Below are 18,430 nucleotides of genomic sequence, written 5' to 3' on the forward strand. Positions count from 1 at the left end.
CTCACACCGGGAGTCGCGACTGCACGCTCCGCACCCAGTCGCGGCTCCAGGCGAGGTAGCGGTCCCGCGCCGACGCGAACAGGCGGACACTGTCTGCGCCGGGCCAGTCCTCGGGCAGCATGCCTTCCGGCAGGCCCGGGTCGACGTACGGGATGATGCGCCATTCGTCGAGCAGCGGGACGAAGCGGACGAACGCCTCGCGCGGCGACACCTCTTCTGCGGCAGACAGAGCGACCCGGTGGCGGTCCAGGAAGTCGCGGTGACGCGCGGCGATGCCGTCCAGGTCCCACCACCGCGTCGCCGCGTCCCCCATCGAATCGGGGACGAATACCGCCGTGGACACAAAGGTGGTCACGTACTCGGACAGGCCCAGCGCGTCGACGATGTCTTCGACCTCGCGTGCGAGGTACTCGGGGGCGATCCACAAGCCGGGCGACACGGTTCCGCAACCGATCCAGCCGAGCCGCCTGCGCAACTGGTGGCGCACCGCTCGTTGCGATTCGGGGATGGTGAACGAGATCAGCCGCCAGAGATCGGTGTCCGACATCTGACGGAAGCCGAAGATCCGCGGATCGCCGCGTCTGAACATCGCCTCGGCCTGCTCGGTGATCTCGTACCCGCTCCGCCCGTCGCGGGTCAGCGGCCGCAGCACCCCCTTCTTCTTGAGGCGGGCCACCGCGATGCGCGTCGATTCGGACGGGATACCCACGGCGTGCATCAGTTCCACGAAGTCGGCGATCGCCACCCAACCGCCGAGGTCGCGCACGTACGCGCCGAGGACGGTTCGGATCAGCGACGTCGCGCTGCCGGGCCTCGAATCGAAGTCGTCGAGGATCGCGCTCGCGGGTTCAGTCGGTGAGTTCATCACGGATCGCGAGTATCCCGGCGCACACCTCACCGAAGCTCGTGCTCAGCGGGCTCAGCCCGAGCCGCAGCCCCTGCGGCGCCCGGAAGTCGGGGATGACGCCCTTCGTCCACAGTCGCTCGACGACGGTCTCGAACCGCGGGTGGTCGATGATGACGTGGCCACCCCGCTCGGCGGAATCCTCCGGCGATCCGATCTCCACGGCCAACGGAACCAGCAACTCGCGCACGAGGTCGAGTGCGTACTCGGTGAGCGCGATCGACTTGGCGCGCACGGCGTCCATCCCGACCTCGTCGAGGAGTGCGAGGGTGTCCTGCAGCGCGATCATGCCGAGGACCGACGGCGTTCCGCTGATCACGCGCCGGATCCCGGGCGCCGGTCGGTAGCCCTGCGCCATCGCGAACGGGTTGTCGCGGCCCATCCAGCCCCAGATCGGCTGCACGAAGTCCTGCTGATGGTCGGCGCGAACGTAGGCGAACGCCGGTGAGCCCGGACCCCCATTCAGATACTTGTACGTGCACCCGACCGCCAGATCGACACCCCACGTGTCGAGTTCGAGGGGAACCGAGCCGACGGAGTGGCACAGGTCGAGCAGCAGGAGCGCACCGGCGTCGTGTGTCACGCGGGCGGCGCCGGCGGCGTCGACCAGGTAGCCCGAGCGGTAGGCGACGTGGCTGAGGACGACGAGCGCGGTGTGTTCGGAGACCACGGACTCGAGGTCGCCGACGGTGACGCCGCCCCGGGTATCGGACTCGATCCACCGGAGCGTGAGCCCGAGTTCTCCGGCGACGGCCTCGAGCACGTACCGGTCCGTCGGAAAGTTGTCGCGGTCCACGACGATCTCGGTGCGGTCCGGCCGCAACGCGAGCGCGCCGCGTGCCAGCTTGTACAGGAGGACCGTCGTCGAGTCGCCGATGGTGGTCTGCCCGGCGGCCGCGCCGAGCGTCACCCTCGCGAGGGTGTCGCCGATCGTGATCGGCAGGTCGTACCATTCCTCGTCCCACCCGCGGATGAGCCGGCCGCCCCACGACTGCGTGACGAAGGCGTTGATTCGCTCGGCGCTCGCCTTGGTGGGCCGTCCGAGCGAGTTTCCGTCGAGGTAGGCAGGCACCGAGGGGTTGTCGGCGCCGATGAACAGGTCGCGATACGGGCGCAGCGGGTCCGCGGCGTCGAGTTCGGCGGCGCGGGCCGCCGGCACATCGGTCGACGTGGTCATCATCGTCCGATCTCGGTGCGCACGGCCAGTAGTTCCGGGAAGAACGTCAGGTCCAGTGCTTTCTGCAGGAATCCCACTCCACTGGATCCTCCCGTTCCGGACTTCATGCCGATGGTCCGCAGCACCGTGCGCATGTGGCGGAAGCGCCACAGCTGAAAGTTCTCCTCGAGGTCGACGAACTCCTCGAAGGCTTCGTAGACGGCCCAGTGTTCGTCGTGGTTCTCGTAGACGAACTTGATCAGGGGCAGCAAGTCCTCGTTCAGCGTGTAGGCCGTGGTCACGTCGCGGTCCAGCGCGGAGGCCGGCACGTCGTACCCGAGCCGGGACAGGCACCGCCAGAACGCGTCGTACAAACTCGGCTCGGCGAGGAGCCGTTCGAGCAGATCGTGGGCGGCGGGATCGGCGTCGAACACCTTCAGCATTCCGGCGTTCTTGTTGCCGAGCACGAACTCGACGGCGCGGTACTGGTAGGACTGGAACCCGGACGAATTGCCGAGGAACTGGCGGAACTCCGAGTACTCGGTGGGGGTCAGCGTGGCCAGAACCGACCACTGTTCGGTCAGCGTCTTCTGGATGTGCTTGACGCGCGCCACGCACTTGAGCGCCCGCCCGATCTCGTCCTCGTCGAAAGCGGCCCGGGCCGCGAGTGTTTCGTGCAGGACGAGCTTCAGCCAGAGTTCGGTGGTCTGGTGCTGGATGATGAACAGCAGTTCGTCGTGATGCTCCGGGCGGCTCACCGGTTTCTGCGCGCTCAGCAGGGTGTCGAGGTCCAGGTACGACCCATAGCTCATCCGCTCGCTGAAGTCGGTGACGATGTCTTTCTCGATGGCTCTGGTGTTGGCCTGCACGCCCATGACCGTCCTCACTACTGGTGTTCGAGTACCGGGCTCCCGACCTCCATATTACATAATCGTGGCGACCGCTACAGTTGTCGAATACGCGCTTCGCGGACTCGACTCGCCGTCAGCACCCACACCACACACCGGTCCCTGCCCGAACCGCTGGTGCCCTCAGCAGACCTCACGCCAACTCGGCTGCCCAATCGGCGAAGCTCTGCCAGCCCACCTCGGGGTAGAGCCGGCGCAGTTCGCCGATGTTCGCGTCGTACCCGGTGTCGGTGAGGAAGCGGAACATCGCGCGCATGTCCGGCGATGCGATGGCGTCCGCGTCGGACGCATGGGCATGCACGGGCCTGCCCAGTACCTTATTGAGCACCTCGGCCATCCGACGCGGCGTCGGATCATCCGACGCCAGGTCGATTCGGGTCCGGGCAAAGCGGTCCGGATCGTCGAACACGAGGGCGACGAACCGACCGAGGTCTCGGCGCGACAACTGCTGCAGCGGGGTATCGACCGGCAGAGGCAGGTCGAGCCGGCCTCGGCGGATGTCGTCGAGTCCGCCGAGCAGGTTGTCATAGAAGTAGGTCGGCCCGACGATCGTGTACGAGACCGACGATTCTCGCAGCAACGACTCGGTCGTGGCCTTCGTGTCGAAATGCGGTACCCCGGTGCTCTTGTCCGCATCGGCCACCGAAGAAAACACCACGTGGGGAACACCGGAATCACTGAACGCGTCGACAAGCGCGGCACCCTGAGCGATCTCCGCCTCCGGGCCGTCTTCGAACGGCGTTGTCATCGCGAACACGCCCGCGCACCCGTCGACAGCAGATGCGATTGCCGCCCGATCGGTGATATCGGCCACGGCAATGTCGACGCCTCGCAGGCGCAACGCCTCTGAGCGAGAAGAGCTTCGACGGACAAGGGCGCGGACCTCACGTCCCCGTTCGAGCAGCGCGTCGACGACGGCGCCTCCTTGACCACCCGTCGCTCCGACGACTGCATACGGCTCACTCATGGGCACAACACCTCTCCTTCTCGACCGCGCCAGCGTACTCGCAGGCTCCGTCCGCTCACCGTGACGTGTGCCCCCCGTTCGCCGTCGTCAGGCGTGCAGTTGGCTCGGCAACTCGAATACGCTCGCCTGTGCGACAGGCCCCTCAGACACGTTAATCCCGCGGCTCCATCTTGGACGTGATGGCCGGCGCATACTCACAAGTCGGCGACTCGTCGTCACCTCGAGCTGCCATCTGTCTGTGGGGCCGGATCGCCTCGGGCATTTCGTATGCACCGGCTCCCAGTTGGACCGTATCCGGCTCCTGTTCGATCTGATCTCGCACGAGTCCGGGGTCTTTGAGCGCCGCACGGAAGCGTGTCTCGTCACGCTCACCCAGCCAACGCGCAATGACCATCACAGCAACCGCGTTGCCTATCGCATTGGTCAGCGAGCGGCCCTCACTCATGATCCGATCGATGCCGACGAGCAGAGCGAGGCCGATGGTAAGTACGGAAGGAGGAAAGAAGTCTGGACCGAATGCCTGTAGGGACGCAGCGAGCGTGACAAGGCCTGCGCCGGTTACTCCGGCCGCGCCCTTCGACGTGAGTATCATCAGCGCCACAAGGGCGAGTTGCGCTCCGATGGGAAGGTCCACACCGCCGGCCTGCGCGATGAATAGCGCTCCCATTGTCAAGTAGATGCAGCTGCCATCCAAATTGAACGCATAACCTGTCGGTAAAACCATGCTGACAACCGAGCGGCTTGCACCCGCCGCCTGGAGTTTGCCCAAGAGGCGCGGCAGGACAGTCTCAGATGTCGATGTTCCGACGATAATCAGCAGCTCATCCTTGATCATGCGAAGAAACTTGAAGATACTGAATCCGCTCCACGCACAGACCGCACCAAGTACAACGAACACGAAAAAGAAGCATGTCAGCCAGAAGGCGACCATCAACAGACCCAGGTTGGCCAGCGTCTTACCGCCGAATTGAGACACGGTATAGGCCATACCGCCGAATGCCGCAATCGGTGCCAGCAGCATCAGTATTCGGATAACTCCGAAGACAACCTTCGACATCAGTTCGACTGCGGCTACGACTCGCATACGTAACGGAGTAGCAAGCATCGATGCAGCGAGGGCGAACAGAATTGCTAACACGATCACACGGAGCATGTCATTTTCTACGAATGGACCGAAAAGACTCTTCGGCAATAGCTCGTCCTGAATGAAGCCGAGAATCCCGGTCTTCCCGTTCGCTTCCGTGACATCCGTTTGGGCAGTCTGGAGTGCGCTGGGATCAGCTACCTGTGTGGGGAAGTCAGCGCCGGGGCGAATGACGTTGACCACGACCAGACCCAGCGAGAGCGCGACGATCGTCATGGCCAGGAAGTAGCCGAGAGCGGTCGCAGCGAGCCTTCCAGCCTTGAGCATGTTGCCGATTGAGGCTACCCCAATCACGATGGTGCAAAATACTATCGGCGGTGCGACTACCTTGATGAGCTGGATGAAGCTATCCGCCAGAAAGCGGAGATTCTCCCCGAATCCTGGGGCGACGAGTCCGACGATGATACCGGCGACCAAGGCGACCAGAACCCAGAACCACAGCTGAGCGTAGTACCGACGTCGACGGACGATAGTGGGCGGCGACAAGGCCGCTGGTGAAGGCGTGGAGGTGGACATCGATGTCCTTTCTTTCGTTTCTCTGCGAGAACTCGCGGGCAAAGCTGGACTCGGATTCAGCCCCCCGCGACGCACGAGTCCACATAGGAATTCGCGTCGAAGGAAAACCAAGTATTGTTGTGGGCATTCTGCCAATTTCGACCTCGGAAATAGACCCGACGTTTCAAAATTGCGTGGTACCTTCCGGGACTGAAGCACCATCTGCTGCAGTGATAGGGACCACACTACCTCTGGCGGGCTTCGAAAATAACCCTTGAACCGGGATTCGAAATTGAATGTTGGTATTCAAGAATAAATGGTTTGAGTGTGCGGAGTAGCAACCGTCCGCATTCGTGCCCGCACGCTGCGCGTCGCATAAGTGGAGGTGCCGGGTGTGCACCCGTGAGACCCACGAAGGGCATAACTACTTGGCCAGCATGCCTCGACGGTGCGTCGGGTGTTGGAGTCTACCGGCTGGCGCGGATGGCCGAGAATTGGCCGGCGGACAGGTTCGGACCGTGACTGCCGGCAGCTGCGGCATCGCGCATCAAAGTGTTGATGCGAAGTGGCGGAATAGGGTGACCCCAGATTTCCTGCTTCACCTGCGGTCGTCACGGCGAAAGAGCGCCGAGCCTGGTTCGGGGTCGCACCGATCTTCCGCGCTTGGCGTCGAGGCTGCCGGCGTTCGGGTCGGTCGCGGACGATGATGCCCTCGCCGAGACGAACGGCCGGGCTATACACGGCGGGCGCATCGCCAACGTCACGCCGTTCCGTGCCCCGGGTTGGTTCAGATCGTCAATCGATTCACGGTGCCGACGAGATTCCACTTCACATCGAGTTGGCGGTGTCTTCGCTCACGGAGAGGGCAGCGTCGATGTCTTTCAGCAATGTGGCCTTGTCCTTGGCGCCCGTAATTCTGCCGACGACTTCGCCGTCGCGGAAGACGACCATGGTCGGAAGGGACATGACGCGGTAGCTTTTGGCGGAGTTCGGGTTTGCGTCGATGTCCAGCTTCGCGATTACGATTTTGTCGCTACTCTCTGCCGCGATTTCGTCGAGAATCGGCGACAGCTTCTTGCACGGCACGCACCATGGTGCCCAGAAGTCGACGAGGATCGGTCGGGTGCTCTTCAGAACGCGTTCGTCGAAGGAATCATCGGTGACTGTTAGTGCATGATCGGACATGATCAGTTCCCTTGCCTGTGTGTCGGACCGGAATCGGTTGATTCGGGTTTGGTGGGCGCTGCTGGTCAGCGGCTGTCGAGCCGGGGATCGGGCGTTATGCCGACCGGGAAAGGACCGCAGGTCCGGGACCGAGTCGGTGTTCGTCGATCCCTATCCACTCGCGACGGCGCCACCGGCGGCGGTGTCGGCGAGGTAGCGTTCGACGTCGAGTGCGGCGGTACAGCCGCTGCCGGCGGCGGTGATGGCTTGCCGGTACGTGTGGTCGACGAGGTCGCCGCATGCGAACACTCCGGTCACTGTGGTGCGTGAGGAGCGGCCTTCGGTCAATACGTAGCCTTCGTCGTCGAGTGGGATTTGACCGTGTACGAGTTCGTGTCGTGGGTCGTGACCGACCGCGACGAACACACCCGTGACCGGTACCGTCGACTGTTCGTCGGTGCCGGTGTTGCGCACGAGCAGGCCGGTCACCTGTTGATCGCCGACAACGTCTTCGGGGACGCTGTTCCAGAGGAACCGGATCTTGGGGTTCGCGAACGCGCGTTCCTGCATGATCTTCGATGCCCTCAGTGTGTCGCGCCGGTGCACCACGGTGACACTGGCAGCGAAGCGGGTCAGGAACATCGCTTCCTCGAGGGCGGAGTCGCCGCCGCCGACAACCGCGATGTGCTGATCGCGGAAGAAGAACCCGTCACAGGTCGCGCACCAGGACACGCCGTGCCCGGACAGGCGTTGTTCGTTGGGCATACCTAGGGTGCGGTAGGCCGATCCCATCGCCAGGATCACCGTCCGTGCTTCGAAGGTGTTGTCGCCGATGGTGACTGTCTTGATCTCACCGGTCAGATCGACGGCGGAGACGTCGGTGGTGAGTAGGTCCGCTCCGTAGCATGCGGCCTGTTTGCGCAGGGTGTCCATGAGTTCGGGGCCCTGGATTCCTTCGACGAACCCGGGGAAGTTCTCGACCTCGGTGGTTTGCATGAGAGCGCCGCCGTACTGGGTGCCCTCGACGACCAGGGGGTTCAGGTCGGCGCGGCCGGTGTAGATGGCGGCGGTGTACCCGGCCGGGCCGCCGCCGATGATGATGACGTTGCGTGGGGAATCCATGGCTGCTCCAATGTCAGTGAAACGCGGGCAGACCGGTAATGGCCTGACCGACGATGAGGGTGTGGATCTCGCCGGTGCCTTCGTAGGTGAGGACGGATTCGAGATTGGTCATGTGCCGCATCACCGGATACTCGAGGGTGATGCCATTGGCGCCGAGGATGGTGCGGGCGCTGCGCGCCACGTCGAGTGCGCTCTGCACGTTGTGGAGCTTGCCGAAGCTGACCTGCTGCGGGTGCAGTTGCCCGGCGTCCTTGAGTTCGCCGAGGTGCAGGGCGAGCATCAAGGAGGTGTTGAGGTGGGTCAGCATTTCGACGAGTTTGCTCTGGGTGAGCTGGAATCCGGCGATGGGCCGCCCGAACTGCGTTCGGGTGCTCGCGTAGTCGAGCGCCGCCTCGTAGCAGGCACGCGCGGCGCCGACCGCTCCCCAGATGATTCCGAATCGTGCCTCGGTCAGGCAGGACAGCGGTGCGCTCAACCCGTGCGCCTCGGGAAGGATTGCCTCGCTCGGGAGTGTGCAGTCCTCGAAGACCAGTTCCGAGGTGGTGGAGGCGCGCAGGGACATCTTGTGGGTGATGTCGCGTGTGGAGAAGCCAGGGGTGTGTCGGGGTACGAGGAATCCGCGGACCCCGTCGGGGGTCTTCGCCCACACCACGGCGACGGCCGCCATGCTGCCGTTGGTGATCCACATCTTGCTGCCGTTGAGAACCCATTGGCCGTCTTCGAGGCGGGCGGTGGTGCGCATCGCGGAGGGATCGCTACCGGCGTCTGGCTCGGTGAGGCCGAAGCATCCGATCGCCTTTCCCACTGCCATCGCCGGCAGCCAGGTCTGCTTCTGTGTCTCGCTCCCGTATCGCCAGATCGCGAACATCGCCAACGAACCCTGGACCGAGACGAAGCTCCGCAGGCCGCTGTCTCCGGCTTCGAGTTCCAGGCACGCCAGCCCGTAGGCGACCGCACTGGTGCCGGGGCAGTCGTATCCCTGCAGGTGCATACCCAACAACCCCAACCGGCCTGCAGCCCTGGGGAAGTCCTCCGGAAGGTACGCGTTGTCGTAGGCGTCCGGGATCCGGCCCAACAGGTCACGGCGAACGTAGTCACGGACCGTGTCGCGGATGAGCCGCTCCTCCTCCGACAAGCAGAAGTCGATATTCAAGAAGTCGTGGGGGTTCAGTGGGCGCCTCTGTCCGGTGTCGGCATGGGCTCCAGAGTGTGCGGTCGAAGTCATTGGTTTCTCGGTTCGGGTCGTTTCGATGCAGGGATGAGGGTGAGGGCATCGGTGGCCGGGTGAGATGCCCGCGCAACGGGTCACGGGGGCGGACCCGTGCCTGCTCGGGCCGGCTCTGACGGAATCCCGGCCACCGATCGCTCATTGGTCGCTGCGTGGGTCGATCACCTCGACCGAGGGTTGCGAGCCGATGCTGTCGTGCAGCACCGAACCCACCACGTCACGCAGCTGGTCGGGGGCCACGATGCATTCCCAGCAGGTCTCGTCGCTGCCCACCAGCCGAAGTGTCACCTGGGACTCCGTCGCCTCTTCGACGGTCAGGTCCGCACCGTCGGCCTGGAAGCCCTGCCTCAGCCCATCGAGGGCGTTCTCGACGTCTTCTCGAATGCTGCTCATGCCTTGCTACCAATCAGAATCGTCGCGACATCGTCCACCAGCGCGATGGCGCGCCGCTCGAGCTCGGCGTCGCTGACCGCGGCGATGGGGTGCTCAACCGGCACGAACTGCAGGTCGGGACGACCGAACGCACCACGGTGGGCGATCGCAGAGTTCATGAAGACCGTCGTGTGGATCGCGACGGTCGGAATGCCGCGGGCCTCGAGGTCGACAGCGTCGCGCACACAGCCGGAGGTGCACGAGCCGCACGCACCGACGCCGGTCACGACGAACTCGTAGTCACGGGCGAGCTCGTCGAGCTGTGCTGGGTCGGCCGGGCGGGAGTAGACGATCTTGCGCTCCATCGTCAGTGGCCGGACACCGTACTTCTTCTCGAGTAGATCGCCCACGTGGCGCAGTAGCGGTCCGGCGTTGCCCTTGGTGTTGTCCAGCAGCACGCCGCGAGCGCCGGCGAGCGCGGCCAGGCGCGGTGCGGCAGCACCGTTGGGCTTGGACTTGGCAGCGTCGGCGGCGTTCACGGTCGGATCAACCAGACCGAGCTTGTCGACCAAATACTGTGTTGCCCACTCTTTTTTATTGTCATCGATCGCAGTAGACATGTGCTGCTGACCTTTCATGCTTCGATCTTGCGGGTAACCGACCGGGTGCCCCAGCCGGGCAGGTATGCCGAGTGTCGGCCGGGGCCGCCCGTGACGATGACGGTGATGTCATCGACGCGACGGGTGACCGGGACGCGGGCGTCGAGATCGTCGGCGTCGACGAAGCGCGGCCAGGTCGGGTAGTTGCGCACCTTGCGGCCGTGGATACCGCCTGCCCCGATCTCGCGAACGCTGCGTGTGGCGTTCTGGAACAAGAAGTGCTTGATGTCGGCCTTCGTCCAACCGGCCTTGGCAATGATCTGGGCGTGCTCGGGGCATAGCACCACGAAGCTCTCACCCTGGATGAAGATGTGGTTCGACCCGAGGTTCGTCATCATGCCCGCGACGGTGGTGAGGATGTCGTATGGGTTGTCGGCGGCCTGGTTGTTGATGTTCTGCGGGCCCTCGGCACCGTAGAGAGTGACCGCGCTGTCGGCCTTGGACAGCCCCCGGTCGACGTGCAGGGCCGGCCAGGGCGAGTCCGCTTCGTTCTCGCCGATGCAGAACGTGAACTTGCCGGGCTGGCCCAGGGTGGCCTTGTCCGCCTCGCCGGGGTGCGATCCGCCGATATTGACCAGCGCGAGCTTCAGGGCGCGCCCCAGGGTCGCGTTGGCCCGCACACCCTGCCCGAAGCTGTTGGCACCGGAGTTGATACCCAGCTCGTCGCGAATCGGCCCGTGCACGATCAGCAACGGCGATGCCATGTGCGTCGAGCACTGCATGCCGCCGATGTTCATCGCCGGATCGGTGGCAGCCTGCAGGGCGGCAATCAACACCGGCATGTGGTCCGGCGTGCACCCTGCCATGATGGCGTTGGCGGCGATCTTCTCGGTCGTCGCCGCGCCGCCGAGAGGAGCGACCTCGGCGATGACCTCATCGGCGCCGTGTCCGGCGCGTTCGACGAATTCCGCGACCCGGCGTGCGGTCGGCGGAATGACGGGCAGACCGTCGGTCCACCCCGCGCTGACAAATGTCTCGAACATATCCAGCGCGTCGGCGGCTATTTCTTCGGTTATCATCCCTTTTCCCTTCGCATGAACCATCAATTTTGGGATTAGATGGCTTCCGGCAATCCGCATTCGGTTGCCATTGTTGATTATTCGAAATCGGAGCCCGCCGGATGCGGGTCGGTAGTAATTGCTCGATGAGGAGCTATTGCCCTGCCGCATGTCGGTGCTCTAAATTCGACGTTAGCAGGTGTTCGAAACAAGGGTCAACGATGATTCGACACTTGGGGAAAAGTCAATTTTGAATTGAGGATATACGGAAATGAATGAGCCAAATAAATCATTTTCGCATGACGTTCTGAATACGTTGTGTCCGATGCTGGTGCAATTTGCCGCGGTAGCCCAGGAAGGGCAGATCACCAAGGCCGCTGCGGCATTGGGTGTGCCGCAGCCAACGCTTACTCGGCACCTGGCCCGGTTCGAGAATGTCCTCGAGACCCGGTTGTGCGCCCGCGTGCCCAGCGGCATCACACTCACGGCGGAGGGCGAGAAGCTGGTGGAACCCGTGCGGCAGGCACTGGCAATCTTGGTGGCGGCCATCGACGAGTTGCAGGTCGGCGCGGCTCGTCGACAAGTCACGCTGGGCTTTCTGCACACTCTGGGAGAGCAAGCCGTACCTTCGTTGTTGCGCCGGTTCAGCGAGCAATCGCCGGAAATCAAGTTCTCGCTGATGCAAGACAGTGCCGATCAACTGTTGCGCCTGTTGCAGGAAGGCCAGGTCGAGCTGTGCGTGACATCGCCGCTGCCGACACGGCCCGATATCGGGATCGCCCGGCTCGGCGTGCAGCGAGTGGTGCTGGCGGTCCCGGGGCAGCACTACCTCGCCAGTGAATCCGACACGCCGCTGGCGGCGGCGGCCAGCGACGACTTCGTGACCCTGAAGTCGGGCAACTACATGCGTCACATGGCCGACGAGCTTTGCCACGCAGCCGGATTCGAACCGCGAATCGCGTTCGAGGCGGCCGGCGTCAGCACCCTGCGAGGATTGGTCGCAGCCGGACTCGGGGTCGCCATCGTGCCCGCCGCCCCGGCACCGGTTGCAGGCCTGATCGAGGTACCGCTTACCGACACCGGCGCCTACCGAGAGATCGGGTTGGCCTGGCGCGCGGGTGTCGATCTGGCCGAGCCTGCGCAGACATTCCGGCAGTTCGCCATCGACCAGTTCAGCACCGTCGTCGACGACGAGGACCACGGCACCAACTCCGGCATATGGAACATCATCACCACCAGAGGAGATCAGGATGAATAAGGTTCTCGACACACCCGAAACCGCGGTGGCCGCGGTCACCGACGGGCAAACCATCGCTGTCGGCGGGTTCGGATTGTGCGGCATGCCTGCAGCGCTGCTCGAGGCGCTGCTCGACTCGGGGGCTACCGATCTGCACATCATCACCAACAACTGCGGTCCGGCCAATTCCGCCGTCACCGCGTTGCTGCGCGCCAGGCGTGTCGCCCAAGTGACCGCATCGTATATCGGGGACAACCCGGTGTTCCTGGCGCAGTACCTGCAGGGATCGCTGCGCGTGGACCTTGTCCCCCAGGGCACCCTCGCCGAGAAACTGCGTGCCGGCGGGGCGGGGATTCCCGCCTTCTACACCCCGACCGGGGTCGGCACCGCGGTAGCCAACGGTGGGATTCCGGTGCGATACACCCGCGAGGGGGAAGTGGCCGAGTATTCGGCTGCACGTCAGGTCGACACCGTCGATGGGCGCCCGTGTCTGCTCGAGCACAGTCTCACCGCCGACATCGCGCTGATCCGCGCCGAGATCGCGGACACGTTGGGCAATCTCCGGTTTCACGCCTCGGCGCGCAACTTCAACCCTCTGTGCGCCATGGCGGCTCGCGTCGCCGTCGCCGAGGTCGTGCACGTAGTCGACGCGGGCCTGATCGCCGCCGACGATATTCACTTGCCGGAGGTGTTCGTCTCCGGCGTCGTGGAATTGAAAGGCGAGATACACAAGCCGATCGAACGTCTGCGCACTGTGTGTCCACCGGTTTCCCGTGCGGTCGTAAAGAGCGGTGTGGCATGAGTTGGTCACGAGAGCAGATCGCTGCCCGAGCAGCTGCGGAACTGCGTGACGGGGAGCATGTCAACCTGGGCATCGGCATCCCCACTCTGATTGCCAATCATCTGCGTGATCGACCGATCATGCTGCATTCGGAGAACGGGATCATGGGATTGGGCGGCTATCCGGCCCCCGGACAGGTGGATCCCGACCTCATCAACGCGGGCAAGGAGACAGTCACGACCATCGCGGGCTCATCGTTCTTCGACTCCGCGGACTCCTTCGGGATGATCCGCGGCGGTCATATCGATGTCGCCGTGCTGGGCGCGATGCAGGTCTCGGTCACCGGCGATCTGGCCAATTGGTCCGACGGCGGATCGGTTGTCAAAGGCATTGGTGGGGCGATGGATTTGGCCAACGGTGCCAAGAAGGTTATCGTCGTAATGACCCACCGCGCCCGCGACGGCAGCCTGAAACTGGTCCGCCGCTGCAGTCTCCCCCTCACCGCAGAACGCTGCATCAGCACCGTCATCACCGACATCGGCGTGCTGGACGTCCGCGGCGACCACTTCAGCGTGCGCGAGTGGGCGCCGGGCGTGTCGATCGACCACGAACAGCTGGCAAGCCTGCTGCATCCTGCCTGACGTTCTGCCGCTCGGGGGGATCGGAAACGGCGCGCACATCTTCCCTGCCCTACGGAATCCACCGCGAATCTTTATCATGCAGGCTCCTCACTGCCCGACTGTCTGTCGAATACCGCGATGCAAATTTGTATCGCGGTATTCGTTTGTGGATTACTTTTGATCTGTTGTTTCAACCGACGCCACATCGACCGATCGGGAGCCGGTGAATCCTTCCGATTATCAGCAGCATCGTGACTTTCATAAATGGATGACATCGCGGTTGAAAAAAATTCTGTCTGAATCTGTGCCACGACCTCAGACAATCGCTACCAATTGGCCGTCCTCGCACGGATCTCGCGTGTCCTGGCCAGATGTCGTCACGGGTACGTACGGTGACCCGGTGAGCGAACCAACGCGCAGAGTCGACATCGTCCTCGCCCCCGGCGTGGTGGCGCACCGCGGAACCACGGAGAACCTCGTGCGCCGGGCGCTGGATGCGCGCGGCCTGACCGGCGAGTTGACGTTCGCCGTGGATACCGCCGGGCTGGAGCGGGCAGTGCGGTCGGCGGCGGGGCGAGGCGAGTTCATCGCCGTGCCCGGTACCGGGGCCTCCTTCACCGCCCCGGCCGGCGGGGCGGTCCGCGTCGATCTCGGGGAGTGCGAGGCCGACCGCTCGCCCGGCACCCGGGTCCACATCCGGGGGCGCGGACTCGACGGACTCCGCTACGCCGTCGACAGCTGGTATCACCACCGCTTCCACCCCGCACGGATCGTCCGCTACGGCGACCACCCCGATCAGCGCGCCGAACTGCGGATCCCGGACGGCTACGGCCCCTTTCCCGTCGCCGTGCTGATCCACGGCGGATTCTGGCGTCCTCGCTGGGAGTTCGACCTGATGGACGCGCTGGCGATCGACCTGACGGCCCGCGGGTACGTCACCTGGAATGTCGAGTACCGGCGGGGTGCGGACAACCGCTGGGCCGCAATGATGTCCGATGTCGCCGACGCCCTACAGGCCGTCACGACCGTCCCGGAGGCGGACCCGGACCGTGTCGTGATCCTCGGCCACTCGGCCGGTGCTCAGCTCGCGCTCCGCGCCGCCGCCGACGCCGCGGCCGAGGACGCAGCGGTTCGTCCGGCGCTGGCCGTCAGCCTCGCCGGGGTGCTGAATCTGAGACTCGCCGGCGAACGCCACCTCGGCGAGGGCGCGGTGGCGGACGCCGTCGGCAGCACCTGGGCCGGCGACCGTGCGACGTACGAACGGTCGTCGCCGATCGAGCGACTGCCGCTGGGCACCGCTCAGCTGGTGGTGTGCGCCGCCGACGACGAGCCGGACATGCTGGAAATGAGCAGGGAGTACCACGAAACCGCCGCGGCGACACCCGACGACGTCGTCCGGATCGAGGGTCCCGGCGATCACTTCACCGTCATCGATCCGGAGAGCGAGATCTGGCGAAGGACCGCCGAGGCGATCGACGCCCGGATCAGACCTCGGACAACGTCGACTCCGCCGCCCGCAGCCCGGACCAAGCCCGGCCGCGGAGCAGATCCGCGCACCTCTCGGCCATCGTCATGACCGTGATGTTCGGGTTGACGTGCGGCAGCTTCGGCATCGCCGACGCGTCGACCACCCGCAGTCCTCGAACCCCCTTGACCCGCAGTTCCGGGTCGAGCACCGCCATCGGATCGTCGACGCCGCCCATGCGGGCCGTGCCCGCGGGGTGATACACCGTGTTGTGGGTCTTGTGGATGTAGTCGAGGATCTCGGCGTCCGTCACCGCATCGGGTCCCGGCGCCAGTTCGCGGGCAATCCACCCGCGTAGCGCCTTCTGCTCGGCGATCGTGCGGGCCAGCTTCACCCCGGACAGCATCACCCGGTCGTCGTGGCCCTCGCTGTCGGTGAAGTACCGGGGGTCGACAGCCGCACGGTCCCGGAAGTCCCGCGACCGCAACCGGACCGTTCCGCGGGAGCGGCCCTGAGTGACGTTGGGTGTCAGGCAGAATCCGTTGTCGGTGGTCGGGTAACCCCACCGCAGGGTGTTCATGTCGAACGGGACACTGCCGTAGTGCATCATCAGGTCGGGATGGTTCAGGCCCTCCCGGGTGGTCGCGAACAGTCCGATCTCCCACCACTGCGTCGATTCGGTGACCATCGGCCGGGACGCCTCCCAGAACACGAGCCCCTCGACGTGATCGTCGAGGTTCGATCCGACACCGGGCGAGTCGACGCGCACGGGGATCCCGAACTCCGCGAGATGCTCCGCCGGACCGATACCCGACAGCATCAGCAACTTCGGGGTGTCGATCGCCCCGGCCGTCACCACCACCTCCCGCCGCGCCGACACCGTGTCGTAGCCGGTGAGGTCGGGACGCTGGTACCGGACGCCCGTCGCCGTCTGTTGTTCGTCGAACAGGATCTCGCTCACCCAGCAGCCGGTCCGGACCTCCAGGTTGGGCCGGGTTCCGAGGATCGGGTGCAGGTAGGCGTGCGACGACGACATCCGGGTGCCGTCCTCGGACGCGTTGATCTGGAACCAGCCTGCGCCGTTGAGCACCGTTCCGCCGCGGTTGAATGCGACAGTAGGCATCCCCACCGCGGCGGCGGCGTCGAGAACCGCGTGTCCGCACGGGTCGTTCGGCGGGACGTCGCGCAGCCGCACGGGCCCGCTGCGGCCATGCCCCTCGCCGGGGGCGTCGTTGCTCTCCAGCCGGCTGACGTACGGGAGGATGTCACGCGCACCCCATCCCGAGGCGCCCATCGCCTCCCAGTCGTCGAGTGCTTCGGCCGGCGGCCAGAATGCGATACACGAGTTGTGGGACGAGCAGCCACCGAGGACCTTGGCCCGGGCGTGCCGCATGAAGCTGTTGCCCTTCTCCTGCGGCTCGACGGGGTAGTCCCAGTCGTACCCGGAGTCGAGCAGATGCATCCACTGCGACAGCTCGAGGATCGCCCGGTCCCCGACGTCGGACGGGCCCGCCTCGAGCAGGCACACCGTCACCGACGGGTCTTCGCTGAGACGTGCCGCGAGGGCGCAGCCCGCGCTGCCACCACCCGCGATCACGTAGTCGAATTCCCCTGCAGTGCTCTTCGATTCGCCGTCGGTCATCGAGCGAGCTCCTTGTCGTTCGGTTCGGATTCCGGCGCGGGCGTTACCACCGCCGCGCAGTGTGACGTCAACGTTCCGATGTGGTGCCGGCCGGTGGTGAGGTACCACAACAGTCCGAACCCGAGGATGACGCCGATGTAGACGAAGGCACCCCACGTGTTGTACCAAGGTTCCCCGTACACGGCCTCGCGCGGCCAGGCAAGGTTGAGGGCCATCCCGATTCCCCACACGAGTGCGACGATGTTGACGGGCAATCCCCACTTGCCCATCGTGAAGTAGCCGCCCTCCTTCAGGTCCCGCGGCGGCCACTCACCCCGCAGCCTCTTCTTCAGCATCGGTCCGGTGACCATCAGATAGGCCAGGTAGATCATGATGATCGCGATCGAGGTCAGCACGGTGAAGATGTGCGGTTGACCGATGTTGACCACCAGGATCAGCGCGGCCACCACCCCGATCGTCACCGCAGGCACGACGGGTGTCCGCGTTCGCGGGTGGACGCGGGCGAGCCGCTCACCGAACGGGAGTGCGTTGTCGCGGGCCATGGCGAAGGTCAGCCGGATCGCGGCGGTGTGCACCGCCAGCGAGCAGACGGTCACCGCGATCACGATGCACACCAGGAAGATCGTGCCCAGCGGACCCCACATCACCTGCTCCACGATGTACTGCAGGCTGCCGTCCGACGCGCCGATCTTCGGATCGTCGAGGTCGGGTGCCGCCATCACGGCGAACACGAGGATCGCGCCGCCGATCACGAACGACGCGAGGATCGCACGGAAGATCGCCTTGGGGGCGGTACGTCGGGGCTCCACCGTCTCCTCGCCCAGCGAACTCGCGGTGTCGAAGCCGTACATCACGTAGCCCGACGCGAGCGTCGCCACCAGGAACGCCCCGAGGTATCCACCGCTTTCACCGGCGCCGTACCCGTGGGCGGAGAAGAACACCTGCGGGCCGCGAGTCATGTTGGCGGCGAGGATGATCGCGATCAGCACCGCCGCGATGATTTCGATGAACACGCCGGCGCTGTTGATCATCGCCATGAGACGGACACCGAGCGCGTTGACGACGGTGGTGAAGCCGATCATCACGGTCCCGAGAATGACGGCGTTGGTGGCGAAGTCGTGTTCCCCGGTGCCGTCACCGACGATCTGGAAGCCGCTCCACAGCCGCGGCAGGTTGAGCTGCAGCGCCAGCACAACGGCCGACAGGGTGACGATCGACGCGGTGAGCATCAGCCAGCCCGCGGACCACCCCACTATTCTGCTGCCGAGCGTCTTCGCCCAGTTGTACACGGAGCCGGCGATCGGATACTTGGCGGCCAGCTCCATGAAGCACAATGCCACGGCGAGCTGGCCGACGAACACCAGCGGCCACGACCACAGATAGGCGGGGCCGGCGGTGCCGAATCCGAAGTAGAACAACTGGAAAGTGCCGGTCAGGATGGAAATGTAGCTGACGCCCGCGGCGAAGCTCGCGAACTTGCCGATACTGCGATCGAGGGACTCCTTGTAGCCGAACTCCTCGAGTCCACTGTCGTGATCGCCGGTCGTATTGTCGGTACTGGTCATTCG

The 18,430-nt window shown here is 64.9% G+C and carries 17 protein-coding genes; 4 read left to right on the forward strand and 13 right to left on the reverse strand.

The window, feature by feature from the left end; translation table 11 throughout:
* Window position 1 precedes the first annotated feature (1 nt).
* The 11 genes from ACFWAY_RS06150 to ACFWAY_RS06200 all read right to left on the reverse strand — a co-directional run bounded on the left by ACFWAY_RS06150 (window position 2) and on the right by ACFWAY_RS06200 (window position 11,138).
* The gene (locus ACFWAY_RS06150) at window positions 2-865 is read right to left on the reverse strand and encodes a PaaX family transcriptional regulator C-terminal domain-containing protein (protein ID WP_378510136.1); all 864 of its coding nucleotides are present in this window, start codon (window positions 863-865) and stop codon (window positions 2-4) included.
* Window positions 849-2,084: a kynureninase gene (locus tag ACFWAY_RS06155; RefSeq protein ID WP_378510137.1), complete on the reverse strand. Its 1,236-nt coding sequence runs from the start codon at window positions 2,082-2,084 to the stop codon at window positions 849-851. Before ACFWAY_RS06155 ends, ACFWAY_RS06150 begins: the two co-directional genes overlap by 17 nt.
* Window positions 2,081-2,935, reverse strand: a complete 855-nt coding sequence (locus ACFWAY_RS06160) for a tryptophan 2,3-dioxygenase (RefSeq protein WP_378510138.1) — start codon at window positions 2,933-2,935, stop codon at window positions 2,081-2,083. The genes ACFWAY_RS06155 and ACFWAY_RS06160 overlap by 4 nt, the downstream gene beginning before the upstream one ends.
* Window positions 2,936-3,101: 166 nt before the next feature.
* Window positions 3,102-3,935 carry an NmrA/HSCARG family protein gene (locus ACFWAY_RS06165; protein WP_378510139.1) on the reverse strand — a complete coding sequence of 278 codons (834 nt, stop codon included), beginning with the start codon at window positions 3,933-3,935 and terminating at the stop codon, window positions 3,102-3,104.
* A 151-nt stretch (window positions 3,936-4,086) separates the two neighbouring features.
* Window positions 4,087-5,595 (reverse strand): cation:dicarboxylate symporter family transporter, encoded by a 1,509-nt coding sequence (locus tag ACFWAY_RS06170; protein ID WP_378510140.1) that lies wholly within the window; start codon window positions 5,593-5,595, stop codon window positions 4,087-4,089.
* 807 nt (window positions 5,596-6,402) lie between these two features.
* A complete protein-coding gene (trxA, locus tag ACFWAY_RS06175; protein ID WP_378510141.1) occupies window positions 6,403-6,759 on the reverse strand; it encodes a thioredoxin in 357 nt (118 codons plus the stop codon).
* A 150-nt stretch (window positions 6,760-6,909) separates the two neighbouring features.
* Window positions 6,910-7,860 (reverse strand): thioredoxin-disulfide reductase, encoded by a 951-nt coding sequence (gene trxB / locus ACFWAY_RS06180; RefSeq protein WP_378510142.1) that lies wholly within the window; start codon window positions 7,858-7,860, stop codon window positions 6,910-6,912.
* A 13-nt stretch (window positions 7,861-7,873) separates the two neighbouring features.
* Entirely contained in the window at window positions 7,874-9,085 is a 1,212-nt protein-coding gene (locus tag ACFWAY_RS06185; RefSeq protein WP_378510143.1) for an acyl-CoA dehydrogenase family protein, read from the reverse strand.
* 141 nt (window positions 9,086-9,226) lie between these two features.
* Complete coding sequence (locus tag ACFWAY_RS06190; protein ID WP_378510144.1) at window positions 9,227-9,481, reverse strand: NifU family protein; 255 nt, start codon at window positions 9,479-9,481, stop codon at window positions 9,227-9,229.
* Window positions 9,478-10,080: a hypothetical protein gene (locus ACFWAY_RS06195; protein WP_378510145.1), complete on the reverse strand. Its 603-nt coding sequence runs from the start codon at window positions 10,078-10,080 to the stop codon at window positions 9,478-9,480. Before ACFWAY_RS06195 ends, ACFWAY_RS06190 begins: the two co-directional genes overlap by 4 nt.
* Window positions 10,081-10,094: 14 nt before the next feature.
* Complete coding sequence (locus ACFWAY_RS06200) at window positions 10,095-11,138, reverse strand: hypothetical protein (RefSeq protein WP_378510146.1); 1,044 nt, start codon at window positions 11,136-11,138, stop codon at window positions 10,095-10,097.
* Window positions 11,139-11,442: 304 nt separating this feature from the next.
* Between ACFWAY_RS06200 and ACFWAY_RS06205 the strand changes: the two genes are divergently transcribed.
* From ACFWAY_RS06205 to ACFWAY_RS06220, 4 genes are all read left to right on the forward strand, one after another.
* Entirely contained in the window at window positions 11,443-12,375 is a 933-nt protein-coding gene (locus ACFWAY_RS06205) for a LysR family transcriptional regulator (protein ID WP_378510147.1), read from the forward strand.
* Window positions 12,368-13,156 (forward strand): CoA transferase subunit A, encoded by a 789-nt coding sequence (locus ACFWAY_RS06210; protein ID WP_378510148.1) that lies wholly within the window; start codon window positions 12,368-12,370, stop codon window positions 13,154-13,156. The genes ACFWAY_RS06205 and ACFWAY_RS06210 overlap by 8 nt, the downstream gene beginning before the upstream one ends.
* Window positions 13,153-13,776, forward strand: coding sequence for a 3-oxoacid CoA-transferase subunit B (locus ACFWAY_RS06215; RefSeq protein WP_378510225.1), 624 nt, complete (start codon window positions 13,153-13,155; stop codon window positions 13,774-13,776). The genes ACFWAY_RS06210 and ACFWAY_RS06215 overlap by 4 nt, the downstream gene beginning before the upstream one ends.
* Before the next feature lie 379 nt (window positions 13,777-14,155).
* Window positions 14,156-15,331, forward strand: a complete 1,176-nt coding sequence (locus ACFWAY_RS06220) for an alpha/beta hydrolase family protein (RefSeq protein WP_378510149.1) — start codon at window positions 14,156-14,158, stop codon at window positions 15,329-15,331.
* Here the strand turns inward: ACFWAY_RS06220 and ACFWAY_RS06225 are convergent.
* The gene (locus tag ACFWAY_RS06225; RefSeq protein WP_378510150.1) at window positions 15,240-16,862 is read right to left on the reverse strand and encodes a GMC family oxidoreductase; all 1,623 of its coding nucleotides are present in this window, start codon (window positions 16,860-16,862) and stop codon (window positions 15,240-15,242) included. The genes ACFWAY_RS06220 and ACFWAY_RS06225 overlap by 92 nt on opposite strands.
* Entirely contained in the window at window positions 16,859-18,427 is a 1,569-nt protein-coding gene (locus tag ACFWAY_RS06230) for an APC family permease (RefSeq protein ID WP_378510151.1), read from the reverse strand. Before ACFWAY_RS06230 ends, ACFWAY_RS06225 begins: the two co-directional genes overlap by 4 nt.
* Window positions 18,428-18,430: the final 3 nt, after the last annotated feature.

The organism is Rhodococcus sp. NPDC059968 (assembly GCF_042738615.1).
In the GTDB taxonomy this organism is placed as follows: Bacteria; Actinomycetota; Actinomycetes; order Mycobacteriales; family Mycobacteriaceae; genus Rhodococcus_F.